The organism is Micromonospora sp. CA-244673 (genome assembly GCF_050948395.1).
GTDB lineage: Bacteria > Actinomycetota > Actinomycetes > Mycobacteriales > Micromonosporaceae > Micromonospora.
On the sequence record NZ_CP192019.1, the window covers coordinates 5532357 to 5548353 of the forward strand.

The following is a 15997-nucleotide window of genomic DNA, read 5'->3' on the forward strand; positions in this document are numbered from 1 at the left end:
GTGTGACGCCGATTTTTCGCCACTGGTGTCCGGTGTCACAACGATTCGGGCGTGACGGCCGTCGCCCGCCGTTCATCGACCGCCACCGACCGGCGTAGGCTCGGTTTTGTGACGATCGAGCACTCCGCGCCGACGACCGAGCAGGCAGCGCCAACCGCGACTGTCGCACCTGAGGGGCGGCGCATGCTGCGGATCGAGGCGCGCAACGCCGAGACGCCGATCGAGCGCAAGCCGCCGTGGATCAAGGTCAAGGCCAAGATGGGCCCGGAGTACACCCAGCTGCGCGGGCTCGTCTCGCGCGAGGGGCTGCACACCGTCTGCCAGGAGGCCGGCTGCCCCAATATCTACGAGTGCTGGGAGGACCGGGAGGCCACCTTCCTCATCGGTGGCGACCAGTGCACCCGGCGCTGCGACTTCTGCCAGATCGACACCGGCAAGCCGGCCGAGTTCGACGCCGACGAGCCCCGCCGGGTCGCCGAGTCCGTCGCCGCCATGGGCCTGCGCTACGCCACCATCACCGGCGTGGCCCGCGACGACCTGCCTGACGGCGGCGCCTGGCTCTACGCCGAGACGGTCCGGCAGATCCACGCCCTCCAGTCCGGCTGCGGCGTCGAGCTGCTTATCCCCGACTTCAACGCGGTGCCCGAGCAGCTCGCCGAGGTGTTCGGCGCCCGGCCCGAGGTGCTGGCGCACAACGTCGAGACCGTGCCGCGGATCTTCAAGCGGATCCGCCCGGCGTTCCGCTACGAGCGCTCCCTCGACGTGATCCGCCAGGCCCGCGCCGACGGCCTGGTCACCAAGAGCAACCTCATCCTCGGCATGGGCGAGGAGCGGGCCGAGGTCTCCCAGGCGCTGCGCGACCTGCACGAGGCCGGCTGCGAGCTGATCACCATCACGCAGTACCTGCGCCCCTCCCCCCGGCACCACCCGGTCACCCGCTGGGTCAAGCCGGAGGAGTTCGTCGAGCTGCGCGAGGAGGCCGAGGAGATCGGCTTCGCCGGCGTGATGAGCGGCCCGCTGGTCCGCTCGTCGTACCGGGCCGGGCGGCTCTACCAGCAGGCGCTCGCCGCCCGCGACGAGGTCGTGGCCGCCGGCTGAGGCCGGCCGTCCACCGCGTCACCCACCGCCGGCCGCCCGCCGGATGCCATGATCCCAGGGATGACCGTCGGGGTACGCCAGGAGCCGCGCGAGGCCACCCGCCCGCGCACGCCCCGGCGTCCCCGGCTGCCGGCGCTGCTCGCCCTGCTGGTCGGGCTGGCCGGGGTCGGCTACCGGCTGGCGCTGCTGCTCGCCGACGCGCCGCCCACCAACAGCGACGAGGCGACCATGGGGCTGGCCGCCCTGCACATCGCCCGCGGCGAGGACTTCCCGGTCTGGTTCTACGGCCAGGCGTACATGGGCACGCTGGAGGCGTACCTGGCCGCGCCGCTGGTGGCCCTGGCCGGGCCGTCGGTGCTGGCCCTGCGGCTGCCCACCCTGGCCCTGTACGCCCTCTTCCTCGCCCTGTCCTGGCGGCTCACCCGCCGGCTCGGCGGCGACCGCTGGTACGCCCTGCTGGTCGTCGCCGTCCTGGCGCTCGGCTCCGACCGGGTGGTCAAGAACCAGCTCATCGCCGGCGGCGGCTACCCCGAGCTGAACCCGGCCGCCGCGGCGCTGGCGCTGCTCACCGTGGGACTCTGCGCGGCCGGGCCGGGCGCGCGGCTGCCCCGCTGGGCGGCCTGGGGGCTCGTGTCCGGGCTGATGCTCTGGGTGGACCCGCTGGTGCTGCCGTACGTCCTCGGGACCGGCGCGGTGCTGGTCGCGTGGTGCCGGCGCGAGCTGGCCGGCCGGGCGGGGCCGGTCGTGGCCGGCGCCCTGCTGCTGGGCGCGGCGCCGATGCTGCTGGACAGCCTCCGGCACGGCCGCAACCCGCTCGCGGCGGTGCTGGCGGCCGGCGGCGCGGACGCGGCGGCGAGCTGGGGCGAGCGGCTGTCCGGCGGCCTGGTGCTCGGCCCGTCACTGGCCACGGGCTTCTGCTCCCCCGGCCACTGCGCCGGGTGGCAACTCTGGTGGGCGCCCGTGTTCCCTCTCCTGCTGCTGCTCGCGGCGGTGACCGCCGGACGCACCCTCCGCCGGCCCGTAACGCCCGCGGATCTTGGACACTTTCCGTTCGCTGCGAACGCCAACTGTCCAAGATCCGGCGAGGATCCCCCCGGCGCGGCGGATCGGCGGGTGTCGGCGGCGGTGCGGCTGGCGCTGCTCGCCGGGGCCGCCGGCGTGCTGGCGGCCTATGCGGCGAGCAACGCGGCCGGGCGGACCCCGATCGAGAGCGCCCGCTACCTGTCCGTCCTGGCGGTCGCGACGCCCGCCCTGCTCTGGCCGCTCCGGTCCGCCGCCCGACGGGCCGGCCTGTGGCCGCCCCCGCCCCGGCCCTCCGGGCCGCCCCACCACCCCGCCGACCTGACGGAACCCGGCCAGCCCGACCACCACCCCGCCGACCTGACGGGACCCGACCAGCCCGACCACCAGCCCGGCGACCTGGCTGGCCGGCCCGGTCACCACCTCGGGGAGCTGGCGGGATCCGACCGGCCGGGAGACCGCCAGGCCGGCGAGCCGGAGTCGATCAACCGCGCGGCGAGCGGTCGGGGGCGGGTCCGGGTGGCCGGGGTGGCGGCGGTCGCCGTCCTCGCGGGGATACTCGGCACCGGAGCGGTCGCGACGGCGGAGGCGGTCGGTGCGGTGCCGGCCACCCACGCCGAGGCCGACCGGCACCGGGCGCTCGTCGACGCGCTCGGCGCGCTGGGCGTGCGGCACGTGCGCGCCGGCTACTGGACGTGCAACCGGCTCACCTTCGCCACGGGTGAGGACGTGCGTTGCGCCGTGGTCGACGACGAGCTGCGCCCCGGGTTCGACCGGCTGCCGGTGTACCGGCGGGCGGTGGACGCCGACCCAAGCGCGGCCTGGGTGGCCCCGGCCGGATCGCCGCTGGCGGCGCGGCTGGACGGGCGGCTCGGACCCGACCCGGGGGCGCTCGACGTGGTCACCGCCGCCGGCTGGCGGATCTACCTGCCCCGGCGCTGAACCGACCGGCGGGCGCGTCTTCCCCGCCCGCCACGAGCCGACGCCACGCGCGGCCCGGCCGGCTGCGCCGACGCCGCCTCGGCTATCCCCGCCGCTGAGCCGGCGGCGCCGGGTCGAGCAGCCCGAGGCGGTGGGCCAGTGCGGCGGCCTCCACCCGGTTCGTCACGTCCAGCTTGGCGATGATCCGGGACACGTGCACGCTCGCCGTCTTCGGGGAGATGAAGAGCCGCTCGGCGATCCGGCTGTTGCTGTGCCCCTCGGCGACCAGCCGGAGCACCTCCTGCTCCCGGCTGGTCAGCAGGTCCGGGCCGGGCCGGCCGGCCCCGCGCAGCCCGACCCGGCGGGCCAGGGTGGCGGCCTGCTCGCCCAGCGGGGCGGCGCCGAGCCGGGTCGCGATGTCCGCGGCCTCGCGAACGGCGCCGGCGACCTCGTCCCGCTCGCCGGCCGCCGCGGCGGCCTCGGCCAGCGCGAGCAGCGCCCGGCCCAGCGGGTAAGGCTGCCCGACCGCCCGCCACGCGACGACCGCCGCCCGCCACGCCGGCAGCACCGCGCCGTCCCGACCAGCCGGCACGTCGTGCTGCTGGATCGCGACGGGAGCGCCACCACCTGCACCGACGCCGGTGAGGATCGCGGTGACCTGGGCAGCGTGGGCGTGCTCCGCCGGATAGCGCGCGGGAAGCACGGCGGCCACCGCGGACGCCTCGGCGGCCAGCGCGGCGTCGCCGACCAGCGCGGCGGCGCGGGCGACCGCGCTGAGCACCGGCCAGCCCTCCCGGGGCAGGTCGACCAGGCGCTCGTCGGCCAGGGCGGCCCGGCTCGCGGCGAGCGCGTCCACCTTGTCGTCTGCGGCCAGGGCGGCCTCGATGCGCAGTTCGCGCAGCGGCAGCCGGTGGTTCGGCCAGAGGTAGGGCCGGGCCAGGAAGGCCAGTGCCCGGCCGACCAGCTCGTCGGCGGCGGGGTGCGCCCGGGCCAGCCGCAGCCCGGCCCGGAGCTGGAGCCAGTGCAGCCCGGAGACGCCGGGCGGGTCGATCCGGGCCGCCTCCGCGCAGGCCGCGTCGGCCTCGTCCCAGCGACCCAGCGCGATCAGCGCCTCGGCCCGGTTCGACAGCAGGTACGCCCCGGTGGAGCGGCTGATCCCCACCCGGCGCGCCTCGCTCACGCCGGACGCGGCGGCCTCCTCGGACTCGGCGTACCGGCCCAGCTCGTAGAGCACGTCGGAGAGGTGCACGAGGGCGCTGACCAGCGCCGGCGCGTTGCCGGTCGCCCGGGCCAGCGCCTCGGCCCGGCGCAGCTCGGCCAACCCCAGATCGGGGGCCTTGTCGGTGCGGCCGAGCAGGGCGATCCGGGTGGGCAGCAGGGCCACGTCCGCGCCGACCACCTCGGCCGCGGCCATCGCCTCGGCGGCCACCGAGGCGGCCTGCTCGGGGTCGATCTTGACCAGGTGCGCGGCGATGTCGGCGAGCAGCCGCACCCGCTCCGGCGCGTCCGCCACCTCCCCGGCCAGCCGGTACGCCTCGCGTACCTCGGCGGTGCCGTCGCTCTTGCCGAGCAGGGCGAGCAACCGGCCGCGCCGGTAGAGCAGGTGGGCGGCGCGCAGCGGCTCGGCGGCGGTGTCCACCTCGGCCAGCCCGGCCCGGGTCAGGGTGAGGGCCCGCTTGTAGTCGCCGGCCGTGGTCGCCGCGGCCAGGGTTTCCTCCAGCACCCGCAGGTGGTCCATGTCGAGCCGGTCGGCGGCGTCCGGCACCAGCTCCCACAGTTCGAGGACCCGTTCCAGCAGCCGGCTCTGCTCGGCGTACGCGTAACGGTCACCGGCGGCGCCGGCGGCCACCCGGGCGGCGATCAGGGCGCGCGGGTGGTCGTGTGCGGCGTACCAGTGGTGGGCGATCTCGGCCGGGGCGCGGCCGGCGGCCACCAGGTGCGGCTGCGCCTCGATGGCGGCGGCGTACCGGGCGTGCAGCCGGGCGTGCTCGCCGGGGAGCAGGTCGTCGTGGACGGCCTCGCGGAACAGCGCGTGCCGGAACTCGTAGTCGCCGTCCGGGTCGGCCACGACGAGCTGGCCGGCCACGGCGGCGCGCAGCGCGTCCTCCAGCTCGTGCTCGGGAAGGCCGGCCACCTCGGCGAGGAGCTGGTGGGCGAAGCGGGTGCCGCCGGCGGCGGCGATCCGCAGCACCCGCTGGGCCGGCTCGGGCAGCCGGTCCACCCGGGCCAGCAGCAGGTCCCGCAGCGTCTCCGGCAGCACCGCGCAGCCGACCGGGTCGCCGGCCGCGGCCAGCTCCTCGATGAAGAACGGATTGCCCTGCGTACGCCCGTGCACATCGTCGACGGCGCGGGGCGCCGGCTCGGCGCCGAGCAGGTCGCCGAGGATGGCGGCTGTGCCGTCGCGGTCCAGCCGGCCCAGCTCGACCCGGCCCACGCCCCGGGCCCGGTCCAGCTCGGCGAGGAAGGGGCGCAGCGGGTGCCCGCGGTGCAGCTCGTCGGTGCGGTAGGTGCAGACCAGCAGCAGGCGGGTGGACCGGGCGGCCCGGACCAGGAAGTCGATCAGGTCCCGGGTGGACCGGTCCGCCCAGTGCAGGTCCTCGATCAAGAGCACCAGCGGCCGCTCCTCGGCGAGCCGCCGGAACAGGTCGGCGACCAGGTCGAACAGGTAGCCACGTGGGGTGTCGGAGACCGGCAGCCCGGTCGGCGCGGCGGCCGCGGCCGGCACCCGGGCCAGCTCGGGCAGCAGCCGGGCGAACTCCGCCTCGTAGCCGGCGAAGGCGGCCGGGCCGTCGTGGCGCAGCACGTCGCGCAGCGCGGCGGCGAACGGCGCGAAGGGCAGGCCGGCCTCGCCGAGCTCCAGGCACTGGCCGACGAGCAGCCGCGCCCCGGTCGTGGTGGCGTGCGCGCCGAACTCCTCCAGCAGCCGGGTCTTGCCGACCCCGGCCTCGCCGCCCACCAGGACGGTCGCCGGGTCCCCGGCCCGGGCCCGGGCGAGGGCCTCGCGCAGCCCGGTCAGCTCGGACTGGCGCCCGACGAGGACGGTGCTGGCGGCGCGTGCGGTCACGCCGTCGAGCATGCCATGGCGTACGCCGGCGCCGTCCCGGCCGACCGGCCGGTTCCCCGCCGGCCCGGCCGCCCCCGTGGCGGCCGGACCGACGTCCCCGGAACCCAACCCGGCCGCACCAGCCCCCTCGGAGGCGGCCGGACCTGCGGCGGTCGGGCGCGCCGGCAGCGCCGGGGCGGTCACCGGCGGGCGTCGGAGACGCGGGCGGCGTGCTGCCGGCGGCCCAGCCAGCCGCGCGGGTGGCGGCGGGGCAGGGACCGGGCGAGCCGGTCGCGGGCCGCCTCGGCCTGCAGCTCGGAGGCGTGGCTGCGGTGGATGGTGAGAAGCAGGTCTGCGTCGTTGCCGAACATCTCGGTTCTCCTGTCGTGCGGTGTCTGTCGCTGTCGACACTGACTTTCCGCGCGAAGGTGCCCCCGGGGCATGGGTGCGCCGCCTGATCTTCGGCCGCTCCGCCTCCTTACTCGGGGGCCTCAGCGGCCCGGCGGCGACGTAAGGTACTCAGCCGCACGGCCGAGGGGCGGCCACGGATCAACGGGCTGCGCGCCGACCACTAGACTCTGCGGCATGGCAAAGCCCCAGGAGAAGGTCTCGTTCGGCCAGCGGCTGAAGCAGATCGGGATGGTGTTCCAGTTCACCGCCAAGCAGGACCGGTGGTTCGCGCCGCTGACCGCGGCGGCGGTGCTGATTCCGCTCGCGCTCACCGTGGTCGCGGTGCTCCTCTGGGGTTGGATCTGGCTGCCGATCGGCATCCTGTTCATCCTGCTCGCCGTGCTGATCGTGCTCAATCTGCGGTCCAACAAGGCGATGATGAACGCCGCCGAGGGGCAGCCCGGCGCGGCGGCCCAGATCATGGAGAGCATGCGCGGCGACTGGCGGGTCACCCCGGCGGTCAGCTCCACCACCCAGATGGACATGGTGCACCTGGTGATCGGCCGGCCGGGCGTGATCCTGCTGGCCGAGGGCAACCCGCAGCGGGTACGCGGCCTGCTCGGCCAGGAGAAGCGTCGGCTGGCCAAGGTCATCGGCTCGGCGCCGCTGCACGACTACGTGATCGGCCAGGGCGAGGGCGAACTGCCGATCCGCAAGCTGCGGATGACGCTGATGCGGCTGCCCCGCAGCCTCGCCCCGAAGGACGTCAACGCCCTCGACAAGCGGCTCAAGGCGCTCACCGCCCGCCCGCAGATGCCCAAGGGCGCGGTCCCGAAGAACATGCGACCGCCGCGGGGCGCGTTCCGCCAGACCCGGGGTCGCTGACCCCCGTCGTAGGCGAGAAGGAGCCGGTCCCGTGCGGGGCCGGCTCCTTCGTCGTCTGGGCCGGGGTCAGCGGCGGGCCGGGCGCGGGGCGTCGGCGATGACCGACCCGGTCAGCCGGTCGTGCAGGCCGCGCCGGTGCCCGTCCATGATCAGGGCCGGCACCACGAGGGCCAGCAGCACGCCGCGCAGCAGCGCCCGGACCGGCCCGATCCGGCCGCCGTCGGCCCAGGACACGCAGCGGATCCGGGTGACGTACATGCCGGGGGTCTGGGCGAAGAGGCCGAGGAAGAAGCCGTACTCCAGGATCAGCACCAGGACCGGGGCCCAGCCGTCCCGGACCGGGTCGGCGAACAGGTTGGCGATCAACAGGCACAGCACCCAGTCGATGAGCAGGGCGCCGAAGCGCCGGCCGATGCTCGGGGGCGTGAAGGTCGGGTCCGCGGCGGGCGGCACCGGCGCGGCGGCGGTATCGGTCACAGCGGCCAGGGTAGCCAGCGTCCGGCCCCGGGCTGCCGGGTACGCCGGTCGCACGGAGCGGGAAACAGGACCAAATTCATCGAACAGCGCCAGACCGGAGGCGTTGAGCGGCCGGAATGACGCTCCGCGAGGGACGTAACACGGCGGAAACAGAGGAGACACGGCCGGGCAACCCCGCGGCCATAGCGTCGCCAGGTAGACAGCGACCGGAGTGGACCCGCCAGGAGGACCTGTGTTCGCCAATCCCGAGGAACTGCTGCGTTACCTCAAGAACGAGGACGTGAAGTTCGTCGACGTTCGTTTCTGTGACCTGCCCGGCGTGATGCAGCACTTCAACCTGCCGGTGGAGTCGTTCGACGACAGCGTCTTCACCGACGGCCTCGCCTTCGACGGTTCGTCGATCCGCGGCTTCCAGGCGATCCACGAGTCGGACATGCTGCTGCTGCCCGACGTGGCGAGCGCCTTCATCGACCCGTTCCGGGCGCAGAAGACCCTGGCGTTGAACTTCTTCATCCACGACCCGTTCACCCGCGAGGCCTACTCCCGCGACCCGCGCAACGTGGCCAAGAAGGCCGAGGCGTTCCTCGCCGCCAGCGGCATCGCCGACACCGCCTACTTCGGCGCGGAGGCGGAGTTCTACATCTTCGACTCCATCCGCCACGAAACCTCCGCCCACCAGTCGTTCTACTACATCGACTCGATCGAGGGCGCCTGGAACTCCGGCCGCGAGGAGGAAGGCGGGAACCGGGGTTACAAGACCGCGTACAAGGGCGGTTACTTCCCGGTCCCGCCGGTGGACCACTACGCCGACCTGCGTGACAGCATGGTCCGCCGGCTCATCGATGCCGGGTTCATCGTCGAGCGTTCGCACCACGAGGTCGGCACCGCGGGCCAGTCGGAGATCAACTACAAGTTCTCCACGCTGCTGCACTCCGCCGACCAGCTGCAGCTGTTCAAGTACCTGATCAAGAACGAGGCGTGGGCCGCCGGGAAGACCGCCACGTTCATGCCCAAGCCGCTGTTCGGGGACAACGGCTCCGGCATGCACACCCACCAGAGCCTGTGGCTCAACGGTGAGCCGCTGTTCTACGACGAGACCGGCTACGCCGGCCTGTCCGACACCGCCCGCTGGTACATCGGCGGTCTGCTGCACCACGCGCCGTCCCTGCTCGCGTTCACCAACCCGACGGTGAACTCCTACCGACGGCTGGTGCCGGGCTTCGAGGCGCCGGTCAACCTGGTCTACTCGCAGCGCAACCGCTCCGCCTGCACGCGGATCCCGGTCACGGGCAGCAACCCGAAGGCCAAGCGGGTCGAGTTCCGCGTCCCCGACCCGTCCAGCAACCCGTACCTGGCGTTCTCGGCGATGATGATGGCCGGCCTCGACGGCATCAAGAACAAGATCGAGCCGCCGGCGCCGATCGACAAGGACCTCTACGACCTGCCGCCGGAGGAGTGGGGCGACGTCAAGCAGGTCCCGGGCTCGCTGCCCGCCGTCCTCGACGCCCTCGAGGCCGACCACGACTACCTGCTCGACGGCGGCGTGTTCACCCCGGACCTCATCTCCACCTGGGTGTCCTGGAAGCGGGCCAACGAGGTCGACCCGGTGCGCCTGCGCCCGACCCCGCACGAGTTCGCCATGTACTTCGACTGCTGAGCTGACAACACTCTGACCAGGGATCATGCGCCCTGGTCACCACCTGGGTTCATCCGACGGGCCGTCGATCGCCGCCGCGTACGAGCGATCGATGGCCCGTCGTGCCTTAGCCAGCAGTCTTGGCGATGATGCCGTCCATCTCGTCTCGACTGAAGGCCCGCAGGGTCGTGGTACGGACGTTGCCCGCCCCGCCGAGCTGCAGGAGCGCAGCAGCGCCGGTCTCCTCGTCGGGCGCCTCGACGACGGCCACGAGGTCGTACGGACCGACGGTCCACTGAAGGTTCACGAGCTTCGCCCCGACCTTCTGGGTCGCTGCGGCGAAGGCCTCGGCGCGCTTCGCAGTGTCCTTGTAGGCGCGGATCCCCTGATCGGTCCAGTTCAGCAGCGCGATATACGTCGGCATGGCCCCTCACCTCCACGAAGAGATCTCATCGTAAGGTGAATACTGGGCATAGCGGTCGGAATCTGGGTCAAGTACGCACCGGCCGGGCCGGCTCCGCGACAGCGGGGCCGGCCCGGCCGGTGCGTGTGTCCGCCGTCAGCGGGCGAGCAGCGCGTCCAGCTTGGTGAAGGAGCTGCCCCAGCCCTGCTCGGCGCCGGACCGCATCTCCGGCGCGAACGGGCCCTGGCGCAACACCAGCCGCGTCCGGTCGCCGGGCTCGGCGTGGAACTCCAGCCGGAGCGTGAACCGGGTGCCGTCGGGCACGCCCGGCACGCCGTGCGCCTCCTCGTAGCCCACCAGCAGCTCGTGCTCGACCACCTCACCGAAGGTGCCGTCGGCCGGCGAGGTCATCGCCGGGTCCTCGTCGTTGACCATGACGAAGCGCTGGTGGCCGCCGACCCGGACGTCCATGTCGACGGTGTCGCGCGGCACCGACCAGCCGACCGGGGCGAACCACTCGGCGAACTGGTCCGGGTCGGTGAAGGCGCGCCAGACCAGCTCCCGCGGGGCGTCGAAGACCCGGGTCATGACGAGTTCCTGGGTCGCCTGCGTGTCGGTCATGCTGCTGTCCTCTCTCATTGGTCTTTCCGTTCGGTCTGCGCCTGGATCCGCCGGAGGTGCGCGTCGAGCCGGTCGAAGTTGGCGTCCCAGAACTGCCGGTAGCGCTCCATCCAGGCCGTCGCCTCCCGCAGCGGCTCCGGGTTGAGGCTGCTGGAGCGCCACTGCGCGCTCCGGCTGCGCGTGATGAGACCGGCGTGCTCCAGCACCTTCAGGTGGCGGGAGATCGCCGGGAGGCTGATCGCGAACGGCTCGGCGAGCTCCGAGACGGTGGCGTCCCCCTCCGCCAGCCGGGCGAGGATCCCCCGGCGGGTCGGGTCGGCCAGCGCCGCGAAGATGACGCTGAGTCGGTCCTCGGCCACTGCTTAACCACCTCGTTAATTAACGGATGCGTTAAACATAGAGGTCGGGACTGGCGACGTCAACCACTTCGCGGATTTCAGTGGGCGCGGCGGGCCCGGACCGCGGCCACCACGACCGCCACCACCAGCAGGGTCATGAGGATGGCCCCCGGCGCCTTGGTGAACCGGGCCAGGTTGGTGCCGTCCGGCAGGGTGAGCACCGAGGCCACCGCGCAGGGCGCCATGAACCACACCGTCCGGGCCACCGCGACCGTCGCCACCGCCAGCAGCGCGAGGGGCCAGGTCGCGTACCAGGGGTGGAAGACCGGGGCGAGCAGCACGGTGGCGGCCAGCGCCAGGCCGGCTCCGACCAGGGCCACCCGCGGCCGGGCGGCGGCGTGAACCGCGCGCTGCCGGGCGTCGCCCAGCCGGCGCAGCGCCGCCCACGCTCGCCACCAGAGGACCACCAGCAGCACCGCGAGCACCGCGAGCGCGACCACCCGGATCACGGGCACGGCCTGCGGATCCCGGCCGGCCAGGGCGCCCGCGTATTCGACCACCTGACCGACGGCGGTCGGCGGGGACGTCCACTGCTCGGAGTCGCCACTGCGGGCCAGGCCGCGTACCCAGCCCAGGCCCAGGCCGGTGGCGAGGCTGGTGACCACCAGCGCGGCCAGCACTCCACCGGCCAGCCAACCGCCGTCGCGCAGCAGCGCCCGCCATGTGTAGCGGCCGACCACGGCGGCCAGCACCGCGAACGGGAGCACCACCACGGCGACCGCCTTCACCGCCACGGCCAGCCCGAGCAGCACCCCGGCGACGACCAGCGCCCGCGGCCGGCCGGGCCGGCGGACGAGCACCAGCAGGCCGAACAGCAGCAGCCCGAGGCCCACCGCGTCGCTGTGCGCGCCCGCCACCAGGTGCACCCCGACCAGCGGGCAGGCCAGCGCCAGCCAGGCCGCCCGCCGGGTCGGCACCCCCGCGGCCCGGGCCAGCCCGGGCAGGCAGAACGCGGCCAGCAGCACCCCGGCCAGGGCCACCACGCGCAGCGCCACGATCGCGCCGACCAGGCCGCCCCCGAGCAGCACGGCCAGGCCGGCGAGCAGCACGAAGAACGGCCCGTACGGGGCCGGGGTGTCCCGCCAGATCGGCGACACGCTCTCCGCCCACGGGCAGCCGGCCGCCACCACGCCGACCCGGTACGGATCCACGCCGTGCGACCAGGACCAGCCCTGGCAGGCGTACGAGTAGACGTCCCGGCTGCCCAGCGGCGGCGCGGCCAGCAGCGGGAGCAGCCAGAGCCCGGCGGTCACGTACGCCCACCGGCCCGACGGGGCGCCCCACCGCAGCGACCACCAGGCCCCGACCAGCAGGACCGTGCCGACCAGCCAGCAGCCGAGCACCACCGGCCCGTGCGGGGCGCGCCAGGCGTCGCCGAGGCTGGTCACGGCGGGGGTGTCGGGCAGCGCGCCGCCGAGCCACCCGGCGGCGGTCAGCAGCACCGCGCCGGCGAGTCCGGCGTACCGGGCGAGCGCGGCGGCCACCGGCCGGACCGGTCCGTCGGGCAGCGCGCCGGGCTCGCTCACCGGCACCTCTCTCAGTCGGCTCCTCGGTCGGCGGGGACCGGCCGGCGGGCCGCCCGAGCCGAACGTACCAACCGGACCACCACCACGATCACCAACAGCGTCATGAGGGGCGCGCCCGGCATCTTGCTCCACCGGGGCAGGCCCGTGCCGTCGGCCAGGACCAGGAACGCCGACACGAGCGCCACCAGCGCGAACCAGCCGGTCCGGCGGGCGGTGGCGGCGAGCACGGTGAGGGGCCACATCCAGTACCAGGGGTGGAACAGCGGGGAGAGCGCGACCGTCGCGGCCAGCGCCAGGCCGGCGTGCCAGAACGGTTCCCCGCGGCGCAGCGCCCGGAACCAGAGCCAGACCAGCACCGCCACCAGCACCACCACGGCGATCCCCCGGGTGACCGGGAGGGCGTCGATGTGCGCGCCGAAGAGCGCCGCCACGTACCCGGCGGTCTGCCCGACCGCGGTGGGCGGCGAGGTCCAGGCCACCACGAGCCCGCCCTGTTCCAGGCCGCTGATGAAGCCGAAGTTCAGGCCCGCGGCGAGGGTCACGGCGACCACGGTGGCCACCGCCGCGCCGACCACCCACGCGCCGTCGCGGACCAGCGCCCGGATCCGGTACGGCCCGACGATCGCGGCGAGCGCGGCGAACGGCACCACGACCAGCGCGGTGACCTTGACGGCGGCGGCCAGGCCGAGGAGCAGCCCACCGGCGAGCAGCGGCAGCGGTCGGCCCGGCCGGGCCGCCACCACGGCCAGCCCGGCGACGAGCAGGCCCACCATGAGCGCGTCGTTGTGCGCCCCGGAGACCAGGTGCACGGGGACCAGCGGGCAGGCCAGCGCCAGCCAGAGCGCCCGCTGCGGCGGCACCCCGCAGCGGCGGGCCAGCACCGGCAGCGCCCACGCGGTCAGCGCCACCCCGGCCACCGCGAGCAGCCGGAACAGCGCCACGCTGCCGGCCAGCGACCCGGCCGCCGACACCACGGCCCCGGAGAGCACCACGAACAGCGGCCCGTAGGGCGCCGGGGTGTCCCGCCAGATGTAGGAGATGGTGTCCAGCCAGGGGCAGGGCAGCGCCGACACGCCCTGCTCGTACGGGTTGATCCCGGCCGAGTAGCTGGCACCCTGGCAGGCGTAGGCGTACGCGTCCCGGCTGCCCAGCGGCGGGGTGAACAGCATCGGCAGCAGCCAGAGGGCGACCGTGACGAGCACCCAGCGGGTCGACGGCGCCTGGTCGCGCAGCGACCACCAGGCCCCGGCCAGCAGGGCGGTGCCGACCAGCCAGAGAGCGATGATCAGGGGCCCGTTCGGGCCCTGCCAGATGCTGACCGGGGTGGGGCGCAGCTCTCCGTGCGGCAGCGCGCCGCCGAGATACGCGGCCACGGCGAGCAGCACCGAGCCCGCCGGGCCGATCCAGCGCGAGAGGTGGTGAGGCACGCCGGACATGCTGCCAGTACGGTGGGTCGCGATCAGGAGGTGGGCATGCGGGGCGGTCGTGTGGTGGCGGTGTCCGCCGCGTCCGCGCTGGTCCTCGCCGTGCTGTATCTCACCCTGCCGGCCACCGGCTCGGACCTGTCCGCCCAGGTGGCGCGGGCCGGCTTCTTCGCCGCACACGGGCCCGCCCTGATCGACCTGCGCTGGTACGGCGGGGTCCACCCCTGGGGCTACAGCCTCGTCTCGCCGCCGCTGATGGCCCTGCTCGGGGTCCGCCCCACCGGCGCGCTCGCCCTGCTCGCCTCGGCCACCGCGTTCGCCGCCCTGCTGGTCCGGGCCCGGGTGCCCCGGCCGCTGCTGGGCAGCCTCGTGGGGGTGCTCACGATCGCCGGCAACCTGGTCTCGGGCCGGGTCACGTACGCCCTCGGGGTCACCTTCGGCCTGGCCGCGCTGCTCGCGCTGACCCTGCCCGCCGGGGCCGCCGGCCGCGCCCGGTGGTGGCGCGCCGCGCTGGCCGGCCTGGCCGCGCTGCTCGCCTCGGCGGCCAGCCCGGTGGCCGGGCTCTTCGTCGGCCTGGCCGGTGTCGCGCTGCTGCTCACCCGCCGGTACGCCGACGGCCTGCTGCTCGCCGTGCCCGCCGCCGCGCCCCTGGCCGTGACCGGGCTGTTCTTCGGCGAGGGCGGCTGGATGAACATCAGCCGCACCGACACCGTGCACGCCGTGGTGACGAGCCTGGTGGTGGCCGCGCTGGTGGCGTACCGGCCGGTGCGGGTGAGCGCGCTGCTGTCGGCGGCCGGGGTGCTGGCCGCGGCGCTCCTGCACACCCCGGTCGGGTTGAACGCCACCCGCCTCGTGGTGATGTTCGCGCTGCCCGTGCTGGCCGCCGCCGCGACGCTCCCCCGCCGCCTGACGAACCGGCGGGCCGGACGTAACCACGCCGGCCCAGCGGGCGAGCCCACGCCCGCCACCGAGCCGACACCGGCGGCGGGCGCACCGACGCCCGCAGTGCCGACGAGCGGACCGACACCGGCGGTGCCGGCACGATGGCGGCGGACAGCGGCGGCGGTGGGCCTGACCGCGCTGCTGGCGGCGGTCTGCGTATGGCAGCCGCCCGTGGTCACCGCCGACCTGGCCAGCGCAGACGATCCCACGGCCGAGCCGGCGTACTTCGCGCCGCTGCGGGCCGAGCTGGACCGGCGCGGGCTGACCGGGCGGGTGGAGGTGCCGCCGACCCGCAACTACTGGGAGGCCGCCCACCTCGGCGAGGTGCCGCTGGCACGGGGCTGGCTGCGCCAGGCCGACATCGCCCGCAACCCGCTCTTCTTCACCACCGTTCCCGGCGCGCCCGGCACCGGGGTCCCGCTGACCGCGGACACCTACCGCGCCTGGCTGGCGGAGAATGCGGTGCAGTACGTCGCCGTGCCCGGCGTCGAGCTGTCCTGGGTGGGGCGGCCCGAGGCGGAACTGGTGCGGGCCGGCCTGCCGTACCTCACCGAGGTCTGGTCGGACCCGCACTGGCGGCTCTACGCGGTGGCCGACCCGACCCCGCTGGTCGGCGCGCCCGGCGAGCTGATCCGCCAGGACGCCGCCACGGTGACCTTCCGCGCGCCCGGCCCCGGCCCGGTGCCGCTGCGGGTACGCCACGACCGCTGGCTGACCGTCTCCGGCGGCGCCACGCTCGCCCCCTCCGGCGAGTGGACGACCGTGACAGTCCCGCACGCCGGCACGTACACCGTCGGCGGCTGACCCGGCTCGGGGCCCGCGCGCCGCTACGACCGTGACGACGTGGACGCCCCTGAACGCCACGCACACTCGCGCCGGCCCGCCGCCTGAAGGGCCGCGAGCCCCTACAGCTCGACGACGTGGACGACCCTGACCGCGCCGCACGCCACCACGCACACCCAGGCCGGCCGGGCGAAGGGCCGCGAGCCGCTACAAACTTGATGACGTGGACGACTCAGTCCGGGCAGGCACCCGACCCAGGCGCGAGTGATCCACCTACGTCATCAAGTTTGTAGGCGCCGGCGAGGAAGCGGCCGACCCGCCCAGGCGGTGGAAAGCACCCTTCGAGCTGACGTCGCCGACTACTCACCGCCGACCGACCCACAGGGCCGACGGGCACGCGAGTGACCCACCTACGTCATCAAGTTCGTAG

General features: G+C 74.9%; 13 protein-coding genes. 5 read left to right on the forward strand and 8 right to left on the reverse strand.

What is annotated here, in order from left to right; translation table 11 throughout:
• The first annotated feature begins 51 nt into the window (after positions 1-51).
• Together lipA and ACQP12_RS25210 are read left to right on the forward strand one after the other, a co-directional pair.
• On the forward strand, positions 52-1098 hold the full coding sequence (gene lipA, locus ACQP12_RS25205; protein WP_357939657.1) for a lipoyl synthase: 1047 nt from the start codon (positions 52-54) through the stop codon (positions 1096-1098).
• A gap of 60 nt (positions 1099-1158) precedes the next feature.
• Complete coding sequence (locus ACQP12_RS25210) at positions 1159-3060, forward strand: DUF423 domain-containing protein (protein ID WP_433282526.1); 1902 nt, start codon at positions 1159-1161, stop codon at positions 3058-3060.
• A gap of 82 nt (positions 3061-3142) precedes the next feature.
• Here ACQP12_RS25210 and ACQP12_RS25215 read toward each other — a convergent pair whose 3' ends face one another.
• Together ACQP12_RS25215 and ACQP12_RS25220 are read right to left on the reverse strand one after the other, a co-directional pair.
• Positions 3143-6103, reverse strand: a complete 2961-nt coding sequence (locus tag ACQP12_RS25215; RefSeq protein WP_433282528.1) for a helix-turn-helix transcriptional regulator — start codon at positions 6101-6103, stop codon at positions 3143-3145.
• Between the two features lie 179 nt (positions 6104-6282).
• Positions 6283-6453 carry a hypothetical protein gene (locus ACQP12_RS25220; protein WP_357939651.1) on the reverse strand — a complete coding sequence of 57 codons (171 nt, stop codon included), beginning with the start codon at positions 6451-6453 and terminating at the stop codon, positions 6283-6285.
• Between the two features lie 214 nt (positions 6454-6667).
• Between ACQP12_RS25220 and ACQP12_RS25225 the strand changes: the two genes are divergently transcribed.
• A complete protein-coding gene (locus ACQP12_RS25225; RefSeq protein ID WP_151460953.1) occupies positions 6668-7357 on the forward strand; it encodes a DUF4191 domain-containing protein in 690 nt (229 codons plus the stop codon).
• Positions 7358-7423: 66 nt separating this feature from the next.
• Here ACQP12_RS25225 and ACQP12_RS25230 read toward each other — a convergent pair whose 3' ends face one another.
• On the reverse strand, positions 7424-7834 hold the full coding sequence (locus tag ACQP12_RS25230; protein WP_433282530.1) for an RDD family protein: 411 nt from the start codon (positions 7832-7834) through the stop codon (positions 7424-7426).
• 232 nt (positions 7835-8066) lie between these two features.
• Between ACQP12_RS25230 and glnA the strand changes: the two genes are divergently transcribed.
• The gene (gene glnA / locus ACQP12_RS25235; protein ID WP_433282532.1) at positions 8067-9491 is read left to right on the forward strand and encodes a type I glutamate--ammonia ligase; all 1425 of its coding nucleotides are present in this window, start codon (positions 8067-8069) and stop codon (positions 9489-9491) included.
• 106 nt (positions 9492-9597) lie between these two features.
• Here glnA and ACQP12_RS25240 read toward each other — a convergent pair whose 3' ends face one another.
• The 5 genes from ACQP12_RS25240 to mptB (ACQP12_RS25260) form a co-directional block, all read right to left on the reverse strand.
• Positions 9598-9894: a GYD domain-containing protein gene (locus ACQP12_RS25240; protein WP_433282534.1), complete on the reverse strand. Its 297-nt coding sequence runs from the start codon at positions 9892-9894 to the stop codon at positions 9598-9600.
• Between the two features lie 135 nt (positions 9895-10029).
• Positions 10030-10494, reverse strand: a complete 465-nt coding sequence (locus tag ACQP12_RS25245) for an SRPBCC family protein (RefSeq protein WP_357939647.1) — start codon at positions 10492-10494, stop codon at positions 10030-10032.
• 14 nt (positions 10495-10508) lie between these two features.
• Positions 10509-10853, reverse strand: coding sequence for an ArsR/SmtB family transcription factor (locus ACQP12_RS25250; protein WP_357939645.1), 345 nt, complete (start codon positions 10851-10853; stop codon positions 10509-10511).
• 77 nt (positions 10854-10930) lie between these two features.
• Positions 10931-12418: a polyprenol phosphomannose-dependent alpha 1,6 mannosyltransferase MptB gene (mptB, locus tag ACQP12_RS25255; RefSeq protein ID WP_433282537.1), complete on the reverse strand. Its 1488-nt coding sequence runs from the start codon at positions 12416-12418 to the stop codon at positions 10931-10933.
• Between the two features lie 11 nt (positions 12419-12429).
• Entirely contained in the window at positions 12430-13845 is a 1416-nt protein-coding gene (mptB, locus tag ACQP12_RS25260; protein ID WP_433282540.1) for a polyprenol phosphomannose-dependent alpha 1,6 mannosyltransferase MptB, read from the reverse strand.
• A gap of 45 nt (positions 13846-13890) precedes the next feature.
• On the opposite strand from mptB (ACQP12_RS25260), the gene ACQP12_RS25265 reads away from it, so the two are divergent.
• The gene (locus ACQP12_RS25265) at positions 13891-15588 is read left to right on the forward strand and encodes a hypothetical protein (protein ID WP_433282541.1); all 1698 of its coding nucleotides are present in this window, start codon (positions 13891-13893) and stop codon (positions 15586-15588) included.
• Positions 15589-15997: the final 409 nt, after the last annotated feature.

Bases quoted from the DNA above. Each gene is read 5' to 3' on its own strand.
- ACQP12_RS25210 (WP_433282526.1), top strand. From the start codon at position 1,159: ATGACCGTCGGGGTACGCCAGGAGCCGCGCGAGGCCACCCGCCCGCGC.
- ACQP12_RS25220 (WP_357939651.1), bottom strand. From the start codon at position 6,453: ATGTTCGGCAACGACGCAGACCTGCTTCTCACCATCCACCGCAGCCAC.
- ACQP12_RS25225 (WP_151460953.1), top strand. From the start codon at position 6,668: ATGGCAAAGCCCCAGGAGAAGGTCTCGTTCGGCCAGCGGCTGAAGCAG.
- ACQP12_RS25240 (WP_433282534.1), bottom strand. From the start codon at position 9,894: ATGCCGACGTATATCGCGCTGCTGAACTGGACCGATCAGGGGATCCGC.
- ACQP12_RS25245 (WP_357939647.1), bottom strand. From the start codon at position 10,494: ATGACCGACACGCAGGCGACCCAGGAACTCGTCATGACCCGGGTCTTC.
- ACQP12_RS25265 (WP_433282541.1), top strand. From the start codon at position 13,891: ATGCGGGGCGGTCGTGTGGTGGCGGTGTCCGCCGCGTCCGCGCTGGTC.